This window comes from Rhodopseudomonas pentothenatexigens (genome assembly GCF_900218015.1).
Lineage (GTDB): Bacteria > Pseudomonadota > Alphaproteobacteria > Rhizobiales > Xanthobacteraceae > Rhodopseudomonas > Rhodopseudomonas pentothenatexigens.
Window position 1 is genome coordinate 30,434 of record NZ_UFQQ01000026.1, and the last position, 17,998, is coordinate 48,431.

The 17,998-nt window shown below is 67.8% G+C and carries 12 protein-coding genes; 2 read left to right on the forward strand and 10 right to left on the reverse strand.

Features of this window, described 5'->3' with window-relative positions:
* Positions 1 to 81 precede the first annotated feature (81 nt).
* Positions 82 to 351: a hypothetical protein gene (locus tag DWA33_RS20175; protein WP_114360305.1), complete on the forward strand. Its 270-nt coding sequence runs from the start codon at positions 82 to 84 to the stop codon at positions 349 to 351.
* A gap of 21 nt (positions 352 to 372) precedes the next feature.
* Here the strand turns inward: DWA33_RS20175 and DWA33_RS20180 are convergent, their stop codons facing one another.
* From DWA33_RS20180 to DWA33_RS20195, 4 genes are read right to left on the reverse strand one after another with little or no spacing between them, the layout of a single operon-like run.
* Positions 373 to 1,113: an amino acid ABC transporter ATP-binding protein gene (locus DWA33_RS20180; protein ID WP_114360306.1), complete on the reverse strand. Its 741-nt coding sequence runs from the start codon at positions 1,111 to 1,113 to the stop codon at positions 373 to 375.
* 15 nt (positions 1,114 to 1,128) lie between these two features.
* Positions 1,129 to 2,634 (reverse strand): amino acid ABC transporter permease, encoded by a 1,506-nt coding sequence (locus DWA33_RS20185; RefSeq protein ID WP_114360307.1) that lies wholly within the window; start codon positions 2,632 to 2,634, stop codon positions 1,129 to 1,131.
* Entirely contained in the window at positions 2,631 to 3,836 is a 1,206-nt protein-coding gene (locus DWA33_RS20190; RefSeq protein WP_114360308.1) for an amino acid ABC transporter permease, read from the reverse strand. The genes DWA33_RS20185 and DWA33_RS20190 overlap by 4 nt, the downstream gene beginning before the upstream one ends.
* A gap of 20 nt (positions 3,837 to 3,856) precedes the next feature.
* Entirely contained in the window at positions 3,857 to 4,873 is a 1,017-nt protein-coding gene (locus DWA33_RS20195; protein ID WP_114360309.1) for an amino acid ABC transporter substrate-binding protein, read from the reverse strand.
* 325 nt (positions 4,874 to 5,198) lie between these two features.
* On the opposite strand from DWA33_RS20195, the gene metC reads away from it, so the two are divergent.
* Positions 5,199 to 6,395, forward strand: coding sequence for a cystathionine beta-lyase (metC, locus tag DWA33_RS20200; RefSeq protein WP_114360310.1), 1,197 nt, complete (start codon positions 5,199 to 5,201; stop codon positions 6,393 to 6,395).
* Between the two features lie 184 nt (positions 6,396 to 6,579).
* Here the strand turns inward: metC and DWA33_RS20205 are convergent, their stop codons facing one another.
* The 6 genes from DWA33_RS20205 to DWA33_RS20230 all read right to left on the reverse strand — a co-directional run bounded on the left by DWA33_RS20205 (position 6,580) and on the right by DWA33_RS20230 (position 17,784).
* Positions 6,580 to 6,918 carry a lipid-A-disaccharide synthase N-terminal domain-containing protein gene (locus DWA33_RS20205; RefSeq protein WP_114360311.1) on the reverse strand — a complete coding sequence of 113 codons (339 nt, stop codon included), beginning with the start codon at positions 6,916 to 6,918 and terminating at the stop codon, positions 6,580 to 6,582.
* The gene (locus tag DWA33_RS20210) at positions 6,918 to 7,670 is read right to left on the reverse strand and encodes a glycosyltransferase family 2 protein (protein ID WP_114360312.1); all 753 of its coding nucleotides are present in this window, start codon (positions 7,668 to 7,670) and stop codon (positions 6,918 to 6,920) included. The genes DWA33_RS20205 and DWA33_RS20210 overlap by 1 nt, the downstream gene beginning before the upstream one ends.
* A 68-nt stretch (positions 7,671 to 7,738) precedes the next feature.
* Positions 7,739 to 8,581, reverse strand: a complete 843-nt coding sequence (locus tag DWA33_RS20215; protein ID WP_114360313.1) for a phosphatase PAP2 family protein — start codon at positions 8,579 to 8,581, stop codon at positions 7,739 to 7,741.
* 1 nt (position 8,582) lies between these two features.
* Positions 8,583 to 10,328 carry an ArnT family glycosyltransferase gene (locus DWA33_RS20220; protein WP_114360314.1) on the reverse strand — a complete coding sequence of 582 codons (1,746 nt, stop codon included), beginning with the start codon at positions 10,326 to 10,328 and terminating at the stop codon, positions 8,583 to 8,585.
* A 50-nt stretch (positions 10,329 to 10,378) separates the two neighbouring features.
* The gene (pbpC, locus tag DWA33_RS20225) at positions 10,379 to 12,574 is read right to left on the reverse strand and encodes a penicillin-binding protein 1C (protein ID WP_114360315.1); all 2,196 of its coding nucleotides are present in this window, start codon (positions 12,572 to 12,574) and stop codon (positions 10,379 to 10,381) included.
* Positions 12,571 to 17,784, reverse strand: coding sequence for an alpha-2-macroglobulin family protein (locus DWA33_RS20230; protein WP_114360316.1), 5,214 nt, complete (start codon positions 17,782 to 17,784; stop codon positions 12,571 to 12,573). Before DWA33_RS20230 ends, pbpC begins: the two co-directional genes overlap by 4 nt.
* Positions 17,785 to 17,998 lie beyond the last annotated feature (214 nt).

The following is a 17,998-nucleotide window of genomic DNA, read 5'->3' on the forward strand; positions in this document are numbered from 1 at the left end:
GCCGTCACAGCACGCGGCGCATTAAACTGAAACTTCATGGCGCCGGCCGATCCTTGCGCAAAACAAGGAGCGCGTCGGCTCATGTCCGGGTTCAGGTCGTTCGGCGCCACGCTGGTGGCGGCGGTTGCTGTGCTATTCGTGTCGGATGCCCTGTTCGGCAACGACAGCTACCGTTTCGACCGGTCGCTGTACGACAGCGCATTGTACGCGCCGCGTCACGTGCCGAGCACGGCGGCAACGCTGGAGTTCGACCAGGCGATGACGCCCGCCGAGCGCATCCGGGAGACGTTCAGCCAGTTCAGCGTCAGCAGCCCCAGGCGGTACTCGTCCCGCGCCACCATCATCCGATAGCCGGCGGCCCGACGCGGCACGTCAGCGAAGGATCTGGCTGAGGAACAGCTTGGTCCGCGCGTGCTGCGGATCGGCGAAGAACTTTTCCGGCTCGTTCGCCTCGATGATCTGGCCGGCATCCATGAACACGACGCGGTCGGCGACCTCGCGGGCAAAGCCCATCTCGTGCGTCACCACCAGCATGGTCATGCCCTCCTCGGCGAGGTCGACCATGGTGTCGAGCACCTCCTTCACCATTTCCGGGTCGAGCGCCGAGGTCGGCTCGTCGAACAGCATCACCTTCGGGTTCATCGACAGCGCCCGCGCGATCGCCACGCGCTGCTGCTGACCGCCGGAAATCTGCCCCGGATATTTGTCCGCCTTGTCGGGGATCCGCACCCGCTCGAGATATTTCATCGCGGTGGCTTCGGCGTCCTTCTTCGGCACGTTGCGGACCCAGATCGGCGCCAGCGTGCAGTTCTCCAGCACGGTGAGATGCGGAAACAGGTTGAAGCTCTGGAACACCATCCCGACTTCGCGGCGGATCGCATCGACGTGCTTCAGGCTCGGCCCGAGATCGATGCCGTCGACCACGATGTCGCCTTCCTGAAACTCCTCCAGGGCGTTGATGCAGCGGATCAGCGTCGACTTGCCCGAGCCCGACGGCCCGCAGATCACGATGCGCTCGCCGCGTCCGACGTCGAGGCTGATGTCGCGCAGCACATGGAACTCGCCGTACCATTTGTTGAGACCCGCGATTCTGACGATCGGAGTATCAGCCATCAATCGATCCTTCCGTCAGGTCCGCCGGTGCGCGTTGAGCCGGTGCTCGACCGACAGCGAATAGCGCGACATCCCGAAGCAGAACACGAAGTAGATCAGCCCGGTGAAGGCGAAGCCGGTGAACAGCGTCGTCGGCGTCGACCAGGTCGGATCGGCAAAGGCGGCGCGGAGCTGGCCGAGCAGATCGAACAGCGCCACGATCGACACCAGCGAGGTATCCTTGAACAGCGCAATGAAGCTGTTGACGAGGCCCGGAATGACGTGGCGAAGCGCCTGAGGCAGCACGATCAGTCCGGTCGTCTTCCAATACGACAGCCCGAGCGCGCTCGCCGCCTCGGCCTGGCCGCGCGGAATCGCATTCAGGCCGCCGCGAACCACCTCGGCATTGTAGGCGCCGGCGAACAGCGCGATGCCGATCAGTACCCGCATCAGATTGTCGATGGTGAAATTGCCCGGCAGGAACAGCGGCAGCATGTAGGTGGCGAAGAACATCACCGTGATCAGCGGCACGCCGCGCCAGAACTCGATGAAGGCGACCGAGAAGATCCGGATCAAGGGGATTGTCGAGCGCCGGCCGAGCGCCAGCGCGATGCCGATCGGCATCGAGGCGACGATGCCGGTCACCGACACCACCAGCGTCACCAGCAGGCCGCCCCACATCCGGGTATCGACGATCGGCAGACCTCCCCGATCCAGCCGCAGCACCGCGATCACGATCGCGATGCCGACGAAGGTCGCCACCGTGGTCGCCAGCGCCCGCCAGCCGTTGCGCACCCCGGTCAGCACGAACACCAGCGCGGTGACGGCGACGGCCGTGCACAGAAGATCGAGCCACAGCGGCTGCGACGAGGCCTGAATCCAATCGCGCAGCGCCACCAGCGGCCAGCTCAGCCAGACCAGGACGGTGCCGAGGCCGAGCAGCACTGGACCGATCGTACGGCCGATCGCCCCGCCCGCCGCCAGTTTCCGTCCGGCGCTGCCGACGCTGTCCGCCAGGCTGCTTGCCAGATCGGCGCTCCAGGTCACCCCGAAGCCCTGCAGCCCGCCGCCGTACAACAGGAAAAACGCCAGCACCGGAAAAGCGATGAAGAACAGGCCGGCATTCAACGTCTTGGCCGGTGCCCGCGGGATCAATAGCGGCAGCAGCAGCAGCGCACCAAGCGCGAACACCAGGTCGACCCGCCATCGCTCCGGCGTCGGATAGAAGCCGTAGATGAATTGCGAGAACTTGGCCTGGACGAACGGCCAGCACGCGCCGACCGGATGCCCCGCCTGGTCGGCGAGGCAGTCGGTGCGGTTCGAGCCGGTCCACACGGCGTCGACCAGCAGAAATTTCACCGTCGGCACGATGGTGAAATACAGCAGCAGCACCCCGACGATGGTCAGCAGAATGTTGGTCGGCGAGTTGAACAGCCGCTGCCGCATCAGTCCGAGCACGCCCGGCCGATCGACCGGCGGCGGCCGCTGCGGCACCATCTCGCCGCGGACGAACACCGGGGTGACGGAGCCGAGTTCGCTCATGCGCCCATGCTCCGGTTGATCCGCCACGCGTACAGACTCATCAGCGCGCTGGTGACCAGCGAAATCAGCAGGTAGACGCCCATCGTGATCGCGATCACCTCGATCGCCTGCCCGGTCTGGCTCAGCGTGGTGCCGGCGAACACCGAGAACAGGTCGGGATAGCCGATCGCCACCGCCAGCGACGAGTTCTTGGTCAGGTTGAGATACTGGTTGGTGAGCGGCGGCAGGATCACCCGCAGCGCCTGCGGGATCACGATCAGCCGCAGCGTCTGGCCGCGCGACAGGCCGAGCGAGGCCCCCGCCTCCATCTGCCCCTTGTGCACCGACAGGATGCCGGCCCGGACCACCTCGGCGATGAACGCCGCCGTGTAGGTCGACAGCGCCAACGTCAGCGCCACGAACTCCGGCGCCAGCCGCGCGCCGCCGGCGAAGTTGAAGCCGCGCAGCACCGGCACTTCCAATGAAAACGGCTTGCCGAAGATGAGAAACGCGATCAGCGGCAATCCGATCAGCAGGCCGAGCACGATCGGCCACACCCGCATCGGCTTGCCGGTCGCGAACAGCCGGCGCCTGGCATATAGCGGCAGCACGATCGCGGCGGCCAGAGCCACCAGCATCGCAATCAGGAAGCCGTCGAGCCCCGCCTCGCCGACCGGGCGCGGCACCACGATGCCGCGATTGGACAGAAAGAAGCTGTCCAACACCGACACGCTTTGGCGCGGCGACGGCAGCGCCCCGAGCACGGCGAGATACCAGAACAGGATCTGGAACAGCAGCGGCAGGTTGCGGACGATCTCGACGTAGCCGCCACCGATCCGGGAGATCAGCCAGTTCGGCGACAGCCGCGCCAGCGCGACCGCGAATCCGATCAGCGTGGCGAAGAAGATGCCGACGACGGACACCAGCAGCGTGTTGACCAGGCCGACCAGGAAGACCCGCGTATAACTATCCGACTCCTGATACGGAATCAGCGTCTGACTGACGCCGAATCCCGCCGTTTGCGACATGAAGCCGAAACCCGAGGCGATCCGCTGGTTGGCGAGATTTTCACGGGCATTGTCGAAGATCTCGTAGCCGATCCAGACCAGCGCGGCGACGAACAGCACCTGGGCGAGCAGCCCCTTCCAGCCTGAGCGACCGCCGAGCGCCCGTCGCAGTTTCGCGACGAGCTGCGGCGGCGGTGGGCGGGCGTCGATCGCCATCGGCGCGGATCTTCAGGCGATCAGCGGATCGGCGGGGCGTACATGATCCCGCCCTTGTTCCACAGCTTGTTGAGGCCGCGAGCGATTTCCAGCTTGGAGCCGGTCCCGACATTGCGCTCGAACGACTCGCCGTAATTGCCGGTGGCCTTGATGATGCGAGCCACCCAGTCCTTGGTCAGGCCGAGCTGTTCGCCGAGATTGCCGTCGGTGCCGAACACCCGCTTCAGCTCCGGCTTGTCGGACTTGGCGCTCTCGTCGACGTTCTTTTGGGTGATGCCGAGCTCTTCGGCATTGATCATCGCGAACAGCGTCCACTTGACGATGTCGAACCATTGGTCGTCGCCGTGGCGGACCAGCGGGCCGAGCGGCTCCTTCGAGATCACCTCCGGCAGGACGACGTGCTCCATCGGGGCCGCCAGCTTCAGGCGTTGGGCGTAGAGCTGCGACACGTCGGAGGTGAACACGTCGCAGCGGCCGGATTCATAGGCCTTGACCGCCTCGTCGGCATTGGCGAAGGCGATCACCTCGTATTTCATGTTGTTGCCCTTGAAATAGTCGGCAACGTTCTGCTCGTTGGTGGTGCCGGTCTGAACGCAGATCGAGGCGCCGTTCAGTTCCAGCGCGGAGTTCACCTTCAGGGCCTTTTTCGCCATGAAGCCCTGGCCGTCGTAATAGCTGACGCCGGCGAAGTTGACGCCGAGCGAGGTGTCCCGCGACAGCGTCCAGGTGGTATTGCGTGACAGCACGTCGATCTCGCCCGACTGCAACGCAGTGAAGCGATCCTTGGCCGACAGCGGCACGAACTTCACCTTGCTCGGATCGTCGAAGATCGCCGCGGCGATCGCGCGGCAGACGTCGACGTCGAGTCCGGTCCAGTTGCCCTTGTCGTCGGGAGACGAGAATCCCGGCAGTCCCTGGCTGACGCCGCAGGACAACATGCCGCGATCCTTGACGGTCTTCAGAGTCTGCGCATCCGCCGACGACACCGAAAACACGGCAGCGGCAGCAAGGGTGACGACGAGCGATACACGTTTCATGCAATGACCTTTCAAGGGATGTCCTGGCCGCTTCAATCGGCTTCGTAGGCGATGCGTTCCGATTGGATCCGCCGTTCGATCGCCCGAAGGCCCGCGCGCGGCAGCCGTCATTCCGGCGCCGCGCATGCGTAACACTCGCCCCGGCATTCGCGAGCCCCTCAGCACGGCGTCCAGACAGACCGGTATGCATCACAGAACGAGTTGCGCGCCGGGTCAAGGGGTTGACGGCCGTCTTCCAGAAGCTGCTATTACGCCCATTCGTCGAACCGGCCGTTTCGTGCGCCTCGCACGCAGTGTTAAGCGGTCCAACCATCAGCGAGCCGTCATGGACTCTTCCGATTCCCACGGGACATCATCGCCGCTCAGCACGCAGACCCGTCTCGTCACCGCGGGCCGCGACACGGCGTCCCAGAAGGGTTTCGTCAATCCGCCGGTGGTGCACGGTTCGACGGTGCTGTACCCGACCGCGGCCGACCTGCACGCCCATCGCGGCGAGTACTCCTATGGCCGGCACGGCACGCCGACCACCAAGGCGCTGCAGCAGGCGCTGATGGCGCTGGAAGGCGAGCGCTGTGCCGGTGTCGGCATCACCCCCTCCGGGGTGTCGGCGATCTCGACCGCCCTGCTCGCGGTGGTGAAGGCCGGCGACCATGTCCTGGTTTGTGACAATGCGTATCGCCCGACCAGGCTGTTCTGCGACCAGATGCTGAAGCGGCTCGGCGTCGAGACCAGCTATTTCGATCCGCTGATCGGAGCCGGCATCGCCGACCATCTTCGCCCGAACACGGCGGCGGTGGTTGTCGAAGCGCCGGGCTCGCAATCGTTCGAGATACCGGACATCCCGGCGATCGCCGCGGTCGCCAAGCAGCACGGCGCACTGGTGATCGACGACAACACCTGGGCGACGCCGCTGTATCACCGCTCGCTGGAACAGGGCGTCGACATCTCGATCCAGGCCGCCACCAAATATATCGGCGGCCATTCCGACATCATGTTCGGCACCATCTCGGCCAACGCGGCAGCGTGGCCGAAAGTGTCGGAGGCGATCCGGCTGCTCGGCGTCTGCGCCGGGCCGGACGACGTGTTCCTGGCCCTACGCGGCTTGCGCACCCTCGAGGTGCGGCTCGCCCGGCACTATCAGGCGGGCCTCGAAATGGCCCGCTGGCTCGCCGCGCGTCCCGAAGTGCAGCGCGTGCTGCATCCGGCGCTCGAAACCGACCCGGGCCATGCGATCTGGAAGCGCGACTTCACCGGGGCGTCGGGCCTGTTCTCGATCGTGCTGCAGGATGCGCCGCAGGCCGCGGTCGACGCGCTGCTGGATACCGTCAGGCTGTTCGGCATGGGTTATTCGTGGGGCGGGTTCGAAAGCCTGGTGATCCCGTTCGACTGCGCGTCGTACCGGACGGCGACGGCGTGGAACCCCGGCGGTCCGGCGCTGCGTCTGCATGTCGGGCTGGAATCGACCGACGATCTGAAGGCCGATCTCGACCGCGGCTTCGCCGCCTTCAACGCGGCGCGGTAACCGTTCTCTCCGTTATTGCGAGGAGTACCCGGATCGGCGCTTCGCGCCGTCCGAGCACAGGCTCCGCGACGAAGTAATCCAGCGCCGTGCACTGAGCTGCTGGATTGCTTCGCTGCGCTCGCAACGGCGGGGATCGTCTTCGTTCCGATCGCCGCCGAGCAGCATCGAGACGGTCCGCCGCCGATCAGTTCGGCAGGCTCTCCGAGCCGCGGGCGTGCGTCTTGATGATCAGCATGATGTTGCGGACGTAGATGATGGTGGCCATCGCCTGGCCGACGATGATCACCGGCTCGCGCTTGGCGATGCCGTAGACCAGCGTCATCAGGCCGCCGCCCATCGAGAAGAACCAGAACGCGATCGGCACCACGCTCTTGCCGGCGCGCTCGCTGGAAATCCACTGCACCAGGAAGCGCGCAGTGAACAGCAGTTGCGCGACCAGCCCGAACGCCAGCCAGAAATCGAACTTGGCGACGAACACGTCGTACAGATAATCGCCCAGTTCCTGGCCATATTGAATCAGCATCAGTTCACCTCGGTGGCGACCGGCGTTGCTTTCTTGCGGCGGATCAGCCACCACACCCCGGCCAGATCCATCAGTCCGACCCACAGCCGGTCGAAGAAGCCGTAGTTGGACCTGCCCGACAACCGTGGCCGATCGGCGACGTCGACATAGACGATGTCGAAACCTTCGCGGCGCACCAGCGCCGGCAGGAACCGGTGCAGCCCGTCGAAATACGGCAGTGACAGAAACACCTCGCGGCGGAACGCTTTGAGACCGCAGCCGGAGTCCCTGGTTCCGTCGCGCAGGATGCCGTTGCGCACCTTGTTGGCGACCCGAGACTGCAGCCGCTTGAACCCGGTGTCCTTGCGCCCTACCCGCTGGCCGGCGGCCAGACCGACCCGGGCGCCGCCCTGCTCCAGCGCGAAGATCAGATCGGGAATGAACGCCGGGTTGTTCTGGCCGTCACCGTCGAGCGTTGCCACGATTGCCCCGCGCGCCGCCCGTACTCCGGTCCGCACTGCGGCCGACTGGCCGCACGACGAGCGATGGCGGATCTGGCGTAGATTGGGCCGCTCGGCGCGTAGCGCGGCGAGCCGCTGCGGCGTGGCATCGGTCGAGCCGTCGTCGACATAGACGATCTCGTAAGCCCAGCGCCCGTCCAGTGCCGCAGCGATCTCGGCGATCAACGGAGCGACGTTTTCGGCTTCGTTGCGCACCGGTACGACGATGGACACCGCGGGCTGCGGTCCGGACTGGGTCATCGGTTCAGGCATGCTTCGGGACAATCCGGGGCCGTCGGGAACTCGCGGCCGGGGCGCGAACTTGGCGCGCGCCCCGCTTCTTATGGGGCCACAGCGTCGCGGGCAACCCTTTTGAGGCGGTCCCAGGAGGGCCCGTCGAGCGGGTCGATGCCGCCGTCGGGGCGGATGGTGAAGGCCAGCCGACGGGCGGCGAACCAATACCGCACCGCCATCGCCCCGACGATGCCGAGCAGCGCCCCGGCGACCACGTCGCTGGGGTGATGGGCGAGCAGCACCAGCCGGGTCGCCAGGATCGTCAGCGCATAGACGATCATCACACCGGTCAGCCGCGGCCACAGCGCCGAGACCGCAAACGCCAGCGCGGCCGCGGTGATCGAGTGGCCGGACGGCAGGCTGGCATAGGCTTCGTTCCAGGCGAACAAAGTGAAGTTGAACGGGTCGGCGGCCCCGCCGACGAACGGGCGGCCGCGGCCGATCACGCCCTTGAACACCTCGCCGGCGAGCACCGGCACCAGGACGGCCAGCAGCAGGTACTGTACCCGGGTGCCGACACCGATCAGCACCGCGCGCGACGCCCCGTGCAGCCGGGGCAGCAGCAGCCATACAGCCACCGCCAACCCCGCCAAAATCCAAAGCACGTAACGCGACTTGCCGAATTCGGTCAGGATCCTGATCGGCCACAGCGACGGCGTGCCGCGCGGCAACATCGCGGAGATCACGACCGCATCGACGGCAAACATCAAGGCTACCGCCACCAGCGACAGCAGCGCCGCCAGCAACAGCGCCTGCCGCGCCGCCCGCCGGGCTGCCGCCGCGCGTCGCGAATGCGACGGCTCGCGCACCAGCCGTTTGAGCGACCAGCCGATCGCGCGCGGCAGCTCCACCATATAGCCGGGCCTGCCGACGCTGTTCCTGCCGGCCATGCTATTGCGTGCCCTCGGAGCGGAAGATCGCAATCGACACCGGCTTGCCCTGCGAGAAGTTGTAGCCCTCGATCCGCGCCGCCACGTTGTAGCGCAACCCGATCGCCTCGGCCCGGCCGGCGAAGGCGCGTTCGCTGCGCGACTCCACGATCGCGAACCGGCAGGTGCCACCGAGCAGGAAGTCGGCGGCGCCGGAACCGTCGGTCAGCAAAGTCCGGGTATCGGTCATGAACACCAGGCTCGGCTCGTGATAGCCGGCGGCGGCTGCCTTCGGACCGACGCAGACTACCTTGCGCAGTTCACGCGCGATCTCGACGCTCGGAAACACCGGACGCAGCGTCGGCACCACCACGCCGAACACCGCAACGCCGAGAAACAGCGACGCCAGCGCGGCGTTCAACAGCGAGGCTTCGGCGCGGTTGTCGTCGAACAGACGCCACGCGAACAGGCCGAAGATCAGCGACGCCGCCGCGAACGGCCAGGCCAGAAACATCGGATGACGCGTCAGATACACCGAGCCGATCACCGCCAGCGGCAGGATGATGGCCGGGATCGCGAACCACCACGCCGAGCCGCGGGCCAGCCAGGAGCGCGACAGCACTTTCCGCTCAATCGCCCCGGCCGTCATGATCGCGATCGCCGGATACAGCGGCAGCACGTAATGCGGCAGCTTGGTGATCACCAGTTCGAACACGATCCAGGACGGAATCAGCCAGGCCAGGAGGTATTGCGCGCCCGGCTCCCGCCGCGCCCGCCACACCGCGGGAGCGGCCATCGCCGCCAGCGGCGCGCCGGGCCAGAACGTCGCCCAGAACAGCAGGAAATACAGGCCGGGCGGCGCGCCGTGCGACTCCATCGGGCTGGCGATCTTGCTCAGCATGTCGCCGCCCACCGAGTCGGCGAAGAAGGTGTCGCCGGCGCGCAGATAGATCGCGATGAACCACGGCAGCACCAGAACCAGCATCCACGGCAGGCCGAGCAGCGGCCGCAGCCGCCACAGCCAGGCGGCCGAACGGTCGAGGATCGCCAGCGGGATCACCGTCAGCGCGATGAACATCAGGATCAGCGGGCCCTTCAGCAGGATGCCGCCCGCCAGCGCGGTCCAGAACACCGCCGGCACGATCAACGACCGCTCCGGCCCGATGTCGCCGCGCTGCCAGCCGAGATAGGCCCGCGCCATCGCGCCCATCGCCGCGGTGACGGCCAGCAGCAGCACCGCGTCGGTCTTGGCGAGTCGCGCCTCGACCCCGAGCAGGATGCAGCTACACAGCAGCAGGCCGGCGACGACCGCCCCGCGCCGGCCGACGAACGCCAGCGCCGCCCAATAGGTCATCAGCACCGCACCGATCGCACCGGCGAGCGACGGCACCCGATACAGCCAGATCCGGACCTGCGCGCGCGGCAAGCCGAGCTTGCCTGCGGTCTCCACCACGGCGGCCTGCAGCCAATAGATGCCGACCGGCTTCTTGTAGCGAACCTCGTCCTGATAGCGGATGTCGATGAAATCGCCGGTCTCGACCATCTGCTTGGTCGCCTGCGCGAACCGCGCTTCGTCGCGGTCGATCGGCGGGATGTTGAAGAATCCCGGCAGGAAGAACAGCAGCCCGACCACCACCAAAAACGCGGTCGCGCGCAGATGGCTCACCGTGACGAAATCCAGCACCGCGACCAGCCCGCGGCCGGGATCGACGGTGGTTTTAGGTTCGCGCGGCGCGCCGAAACGGGGTCTGGCAGAGGTCTCGATCATCGGTTTCGCATACGCTGAAACCGATACAGCGACAACCGGTTAGCCGGGCACTATTGAATTCTGACGACAACTGTGTCCGCGGCGCCAGCGGCGTCCATCACGGTGAGCCGGACGAACCCCGGACCGGGCGGCGCGATCAGCCGTTGTCGCCGTCCGTCGAGCTCGCCGACCGACAGTCCGTTGACCATCACGGTCATCGGCAGCACCCCGCCGGCGACTTTCACCGGCAGCGCGCCGATCGACGCTTCGCTGACCGCGTCGATCCGTGATCCGTTCAGCGGAAACTGGATCCGCAGCGCCTTGTCGTCGCCGGCTTGCATCAGGTCGCCTGCCGGCCGGAACCGGCGGAGCGGCAGCGGCAGCTTGGCATTGCTGGCGACCAGCGTTCCCCGCGGCGCCTTCGGCAGAGGTGCCCGCAGATGCCCGCTGCGGGCGAACGCGTCGAACAGCACCGGCGCCGCGGCGACGCGGCCGATCATGCCGGGCACCGGAGCACCATCGGGCCGGCCGACCCAGACCCCGATGGTCATCCGGCCGTCGAATCCGACCGACCAGGCGTCCCGGTAGCCGTAAGACGTGCCGGTCTTGAATGCGATCTGGCTGCGCGCCGCGTTCTCCGGCGGCGGCGTGCCGAGCAGAACGCTGCCGACCTGCCACGCCGCAACCTGATCCATCAGACGCAGACTCTCGCGCTTGTCGTTGCCGGAACTCGCGATTTCGCGCAGCGGCAGCACGCTGCCGAGACGCGGCAGCCCGCTGTAGAGCTGCACCAGGTCGATCAGCTTGACGCCGACGCCGCCGAGCCCCATCGCCAGACCCGGCACCTCGTCCTTGGGCAGCACCAGCTCGGTGCCGGCCTGCTTCAGCCGCGAGGTCAGGCGCGCCGCACCGACACGGTCGAGCAACGAGATCGCCGGGACGTTGAGCGACAATTGCAGCGCCTTGCGTATCGGCACGGTGCCCTGGAACGTCATGTCGAAATTCTCCGGCGCATAGGCGCCGAACCGCACCGGCCGGTCGTCGATCAGGCTTTCCGGATGAACGAAGCCGTCCTCGAAGGCGAGGCCGTAGATGAACGGCTTCAAGGTCGAGCCAGGCGAGCGAACCGCCCGGGTCATGTCGACCTGGCCGGCGCGGCGATCGTCGAAATAATCGGCCGAACCGACATGGGCGAGCACCTCGCCGCTGGCATTGTCGACCGCCACGATGCCGATCGAGATCTCCGGCCCGAGCGCCGCGGCGCGGTCGCGTGCCAGCGTCTCCAGCGCGCGCTGCATTCCGGCGTCGAGCGTCAGCCGGATCAGCGCCGACTCCTTGTCGGTCGCCACCGCCTGGTCGGCGGAATGCGGCGCCAGGATCGGCATCGGCTTGCGCTGGCGCAGCACCGGCACCGCCCTCGCCTGGGCCGCATCCTCGGCGCTGACCACGCGATCCTCGACCATCCGCGCCAGCACCCGGTCGCGCGCCTCCCGGGCCACGTCCGGATGGCGGTCGAGCCGGCGATGTTCGGGCGATTGCGGCAGCGCCACCAGCAGCGCCGCTTCGGCCAGCGACAGCCGTTTCGGCTCCTTGCCGAAATAGGCGATCGACGCGGCGCGGATGCCTTCGAGATTGCCGCCATACGGCGCCAGCGCCAGATACAGATCGAGAATCTGCTGCTTCGACAGCGTCTGCTCGAGCTCGACCGCCCGCACCATCTGCCGCAGCTTGGCGCTGAGCGATCGCTGCCGCCGCGGCTCCATCAGCCGCGCCAGCTGCATGGTGATGGTGGAGCCGCCGGACACGATCCGGCCATGGCTGACGAGCTGCAGCGCGGCGCGCCCGACCGCCAGCGGATCGACGCCATGATGCGACCAGAACCGCTTGTCCTCGTAAGCGAACAGCAGCTTGAGGTAGCGCGGATCGACTTCGGTGGCTGCGTCGACGGGCAGCCGCCAGCGCCCGTCGGCCATCGCGAACGCCCGCAGCAGCTTGCCGTGGCGGTCGACCACCGTGACCGAGGTCTGCCGCGCCTCGTCGAGCGGCAACGGGCCGAGCGAGACGGCGTAAGCGAAAAGGCCGCCGACCGCTACAACGACCGCAACCGCCGACACGATCGCGCCCCGCTTGAGCCACGCCCATCCTCTCCGCCGGTCATGGCCGGGCTTGTCCCGGCCATCCACGTCTTTCGCCGTCGACGAGTCAGGCGTGGATGCCCGGGACGAGCCCGGGCATGACGATCGTGGTGGTGTGGGCGCCACGCTCATTTCGCCGCCCGCACCTCGATCGTGCCGGTGCCGGTGCGGCCGTAGCGCGAGGGGTTGTACATGTCCTCGACCACGGCCTGCGGCAGCACGTATTTGCCGGGCGACACCGCGCGCACCACATAGGCGACCGTGAACACCGCCTTGTCGTCGGCCTTGCGGTCGATCGCCGCGGTGAAGCGGTCGTCGCGGAACTCGGTGTTCACCGGCTCGGCGCCGTCGGCGATCCAGCCCAGCGTGCCGGAGTCGCCCGACGACACCAGATGCGGATTGTCGATCTCGAGGCCCGCCGGCAGGTAGTCGGCGATCATGACGTGGCCGTATTCGGGCTTCGGCTCGGTGATCGTCAGCACCACCGCGAAGCGCTCGTTCTGCTTTGCCTTGGTGATGTCGGCCGGCTCGCCGCCGAGCGTGAAGTAGTTGCGCTCGATCTTGAAGCCGTGGCTGGCGGCCGGCTCCGGGGTGACCGGCGAACCGCTCACCGTCACCACCGCCTGCACCGGATTATCGCCGGCATTGGCGATCCGGAGCGGCTGCGCCTTCACCTCGTCAGCCTTGTAGCTGCGATACAGCGCGGTCTTCACCGCGTCGCCGTTGAGGTCGAGCGCCATCGTCTCCTTGGCGAGCGCGCGCGCCGCCAGCACCAGCCAGGCGTTCTCCTGGGTCGAGGTGTAGGGCGACAGTCCGCGCGCGGCTTCGACCCGCTGCACCGCCGTGGTCAGCGTCGGCCGCGGTGCGCTGCCTTCGCTGGCGAGCGACACCAGGGCCGCGGCATCGCGCAGCGCGGAGCCGTAGTCGGTCCGGCCGAACACGAGCGACGGCTTCGGATTGAGGCTGTCGGCCGCCGCCGCATAGACCCGTTCGGCCCGGGCGCGGTCACCGACCAGCGCCAGCGCCGCGGCGAGCTGCGCCTTGGCGATCGGGGTGGCCAGCTTGTCGAGCTTGGTGTCGGCCAGATAGCGCAGGTCGCCGATCGGCGCGGCGCCGTTGCGGGCGAGCACATAGAGGCCATAAGCGAGATCGCGACCGCCGTCCTTCTCCGGCTCGTCGGCATTGACCACCGAGTTGCGGATACGGTCGAGCGCGCTGCGGAACGCGACGTCCGGCACCACGAACCGCTTCTCGCGCGCCCGGGTCAGGAAGTCGGTGACGTAGGCGTCGAGCCAGGCATCGTCGCCACCGGTCGACCACAGCCCGAACGAGCCGTTCGAGCCCTGCCGCGACAGCAGCCGGTCGATCGCGCCCTTGATCCGCTCGTCGGCGCTGCCGTCCATCGCCAGATGCGCGCCGGCGGCGAGATCGTTGACGTAGAGCAGCGGCATCGCCCGGCTGGTGATCTGCTCGGAGCAGCCGAACGGATAGCGGTCGAGCGCCTTGAGAATGGTGGCGGCGTCGAGCGCGGTCGATAGGCTGACCGACAGCGACAGCCCGCCGGTGCCCGGCACCAGGTCCGAGAACACGTCCGAGGTCAGCGTCAGGCTTTCGCCCTTGGCGAGCGTGCGGACCGAGCGCCGCGCCAGGGTCTGGTTGGCGGGACGAATGTCGAGCGCATAGTGCCGCGCCAGCGACAGACCGTTCGGGCCCTGGATCGCGACGTCGAGCGTGGCGGTGCCTGCCCCACCCGCGTCCAGCATCAGCTTGGCCGAGCCGCGCTGCTTGGCGGCGAGCTTCAGCGTCGTCGCCGCCTCGCCGCTCAGCTTCACCGGACCGCCGGCGCTGACCTTGATGGTGTAGTCGCCCGGCGCGCCTTCGACGTTGTCGAGATCGAACGCCATGGTGCCGCGGTCGCCGTTACGCAGGAAACGCGGCAGCGTCGTGGTCAGCACCACCGGGTCACGCACGGTGACGTCGGTATTGGCGCGCCCGACCTTGGTGGCGGTCCACGCCACCGCCATCACCCGCGCGGTGCCGGCGAATTCGGGGATGTCGAAATCGATCGTCGCGGTGCCGTCGGCGGCGACGGTGACGATGCCGGAATACAGCGCCAGCGGCTTTTGCGTCGGCGGGCTGCCCTGCAGCTCCGCCGCCGAGGCGTCACCGCCGGAGCGGATCGCGCCGACCGCGCCCTGCATGCCGTCGATCAACTGGCCGTAGAGGTCGCGGATCTCGGCGCTGAGCCGGCGCTGACCGAGGTAATAGGCATCCGGCGCCGGCGGCTTGTAGCCGGTGAGATTGAGGATGCCGACGTCGACCGCCGCGACCACGATCTTGGCGTCCTCGCCGGGCGACAGGCCGCCGAGCTTGACCGGCAGCTTCAGCGTGGTGGACGGCCGCACCAGCGCCGGCGGCGACAGCTCGACGGTGAGCGTCCGCGCCGCCTTGTCGATGCTGAACCATTTCAGCCCGATCGCACGGCCCGGCATCCGCTGCGCCGCCGAATCCAGCGGTCGCCGCAGCGTCGCCACCACATAGGCGCCCGAGCCCCAGTCCTTGCCGACCGCGAGCTTGACCTGAGCGCTGCCCGGCTTGACCTGCAGCGACTGCGTCGTCAGCAGCCGGTCGCCGAGCACGTTGACGGTCAGGAGCCCCGCGGTCCGCGCATTCACCGTCACCGTCATGGTGTCGCCGGAGGCGTATTCCGGCTTGTCGATCGAGGTCTCCAGCAGGTCGGGCGTATCCGCCGAACCGTCCGAATACCAGCCGACATCGAACTGCACCGAGGTCAGCGGACCGGCCGCATCGGCGGTCTTGACGTCCAGCCGGTAGCGGCCGGGCTCCGGGTTGAACTGCAGCCGCGCCGGCTCGCCGGCCTTGATCGACAGATCGCCATCGGCGACCCGCTTGGTGGATTTCACCGGCTCGTAATTCCACGACGAATCCTGCCGGTACCATTGATAGCGCGACTCGACCTTGAGCAGCTCGTAGCGCAGGCCGCTGCGCGCCAGCGAGGTGCCGTCCGGTGCCACGAACGCGACGTCGAACTTGGCGACATCGCCCTCGGCGACGTTGCGGTCGGCGAACAGCGGCTTGACGCCGATCATCGCCGCCGCCGGCGCGACCGGCAGCACCAGCTTGCGCTCGACCGCGCGACCGCCGGCTTCCGCCATCCGGATGAACACCTGCGCCTCCTGCGGCCGGGTCGAAGACGGCGGCTTCGGCAGGCTCACCTCGAAAGTGGCGGCGCCATTGGCGTCGGTCTCGGGCAGGTTCTCCAGCGGCGTGCGCTCGTTGCTGGTGGTCTCCTCGTCGGCGACGCCGAACTGATAGCCGGCATAGCCCGGCCGCGCTTCGGCGGGTGAGATCAGCAGGTCGCCTTCGAGCTGCAGCGCCGAGGCCGGCGCGCCGTACAGGAAGCGGCCATCGACTTGAAGTTCCACAGGAGCATCAGCTTTAATCGCCTTGTCCTTGGTGGAAATGTCGAATTCGATCCGATCGGGAACATAGTCTTCGACCATGAAGGTGGTTTCGCCGACGCTGCTGCCCTTCGGATCGGTGAACGCCCGCACCCGCCAGGTGCCGGTGGGCACCGCCGAGTTGAGCGCGACATCGAGGCTGCGGCCGCCGGCGCCCTGATCGGACAGCACGGCGCGGCGGTATTCGACACCATCCGGGCGCTCCACCACCAGCGTCATCGGGCTGGCGGTCATCGCCACGCCCTGCCCGTCGCGCAGCAGTGCGGTGAGATGCACCGTCTCGCCGGAGCGGTAGACGCCGCGCTCGGCATAGACGAAGGCGTCGGCGCCGGCCGGCACCGCGCGCCCGGCGACGCCGCGGTCGGACAGGTCGAAGGCGTTGGTCTTGAGGCTGAGGAAGGCGTAATCGGCCTTGTCGCGACTCGCGGTGAGCAGCGCCGGCGACAGCCCGCCCTCGCCGCGCGCCAGCCCGGCTTCGAACAGGATATGGCCGGAGGCGTCGGTCTTGCGGGTCGCCAGCACTTCGTTGTTGCGCGCGATCAGCCGCACCTCGGTATTGGCGAGCGGATCGGTCGAGGCCAGCGAATTGACGAAGACGTGGATGCCGTCGTTGCCGGAGAACGCCGTCAGGCCGAGGTCGGAGACGATGAACCACTGGGTTGCGATCTGGCCGTCATCGTCGGAATTGGGGATCGGCCCTTTCGGCGCCGCGGTCATCACATAGACGCCGGGCTGCAGATCGCCGAGCACCTGGTCGACCGGGAACGCGGTGGTGACGTCGGCATTCAGCGCTGCAGCGGCGGTGTCGAGCTCACCCTCCCACACCTTGGTGCCGCGCTCGCTGCCGAGATCGCCGAGCTGATAGCTGTTCAGTGTGCGCTGGAAGTCGCTGTCGACCACGGTGTTGATCAGATTGCGGTCGCCGATCCGGAACACCTGCGCCTTCACGGTCTGGGTGTTGACGCTGACCAGCGGAATGCCGCGCTGCCCGGTGCGTGGCAGCACATAGGCACGCCCGGTGAAGCGGACGAACGGCTTGCGGTCGCGGACATAGATGTTGAACTCGGCCGACTTGGCCAGCGCCTCCTTCACCGTCGACGGCAGCCCGGCGCGCAAATTCACCGTGTAGCGCTCGCCGTGCTTCAGCCCCTCGACGCAGAGCTGGCGTTCTTCGGCGCTGAGCGCCGGCTTGTCGGTGCCGGCCAGCGCCACATAGGGCGCAAAATCGGTGCGCTTGGCGAGTTCCTCGGAGAACTGGAAACACACCCGCGGCGACGCCGAATCCGAATCCACCGTGTAGTCGAGCAGCCGGAAGCCGTGGTCGGCGCGCAGCTTCTCGTATTGGCCGCGGATGTCGGCGACCTCGCGCAGATCCAGCGACAGCCGCAAGGCGTCCAGCGCCGGCCGCCACAGGCTGCGATCGGCCATCGCGCGGCCGAGCAGCGCCAGGGCGTCGGCTTCCTCGCCCGGGCTCTTGGCGCGCTGATAGGCGATATAGGCCGCCGTCGCGGCACGTTCGCGCAGGAAGGTCTGTTCGGAACTGGTGGCGCCCTTGATCTGCAACACGGTCTTGGCCAGCCGCAGCCAATTGTCGCTGTCGGCGGGGTCGATCGAGGCGATCTGGCCCATATATTGGAGGCCGGTGCGGTAGTCGCCGCGCCGGAACGCGGCGTCGGCCTCGCCGCGCAGCGACGCTGTCGGCTTGTTGGTGGCCGCCGCTTCGCTCTTGATCTGGGCTTCGAGCTTGATCGCGGCGTCGGCCAGCTCGTCGCGCTGGAACGCCTTATCGGCCGCCTGCGCGGATGCGAGCCCGAGCGCCAAACCGGCGCAAAGCGAAACCGCACGAACCCAACCGATCATGTCGAACTCCCCTGCCGCGAACGAACGTCGCGTTAGACCCTTGCGCTTTAGACCCACGTCATGCCGTGACGAAGATGACGCCGTGATGGCTTGCAGAGGACCTACCGCCCTGCTCGCCCTTCATCTTCCGCCCCGCGCCGGCCGCCGGCCCGCCCGGGACTCGCATCCTCGCCCGCGCGCGCCCCAATGACAACGCGCCGCATGCGTTGGACGC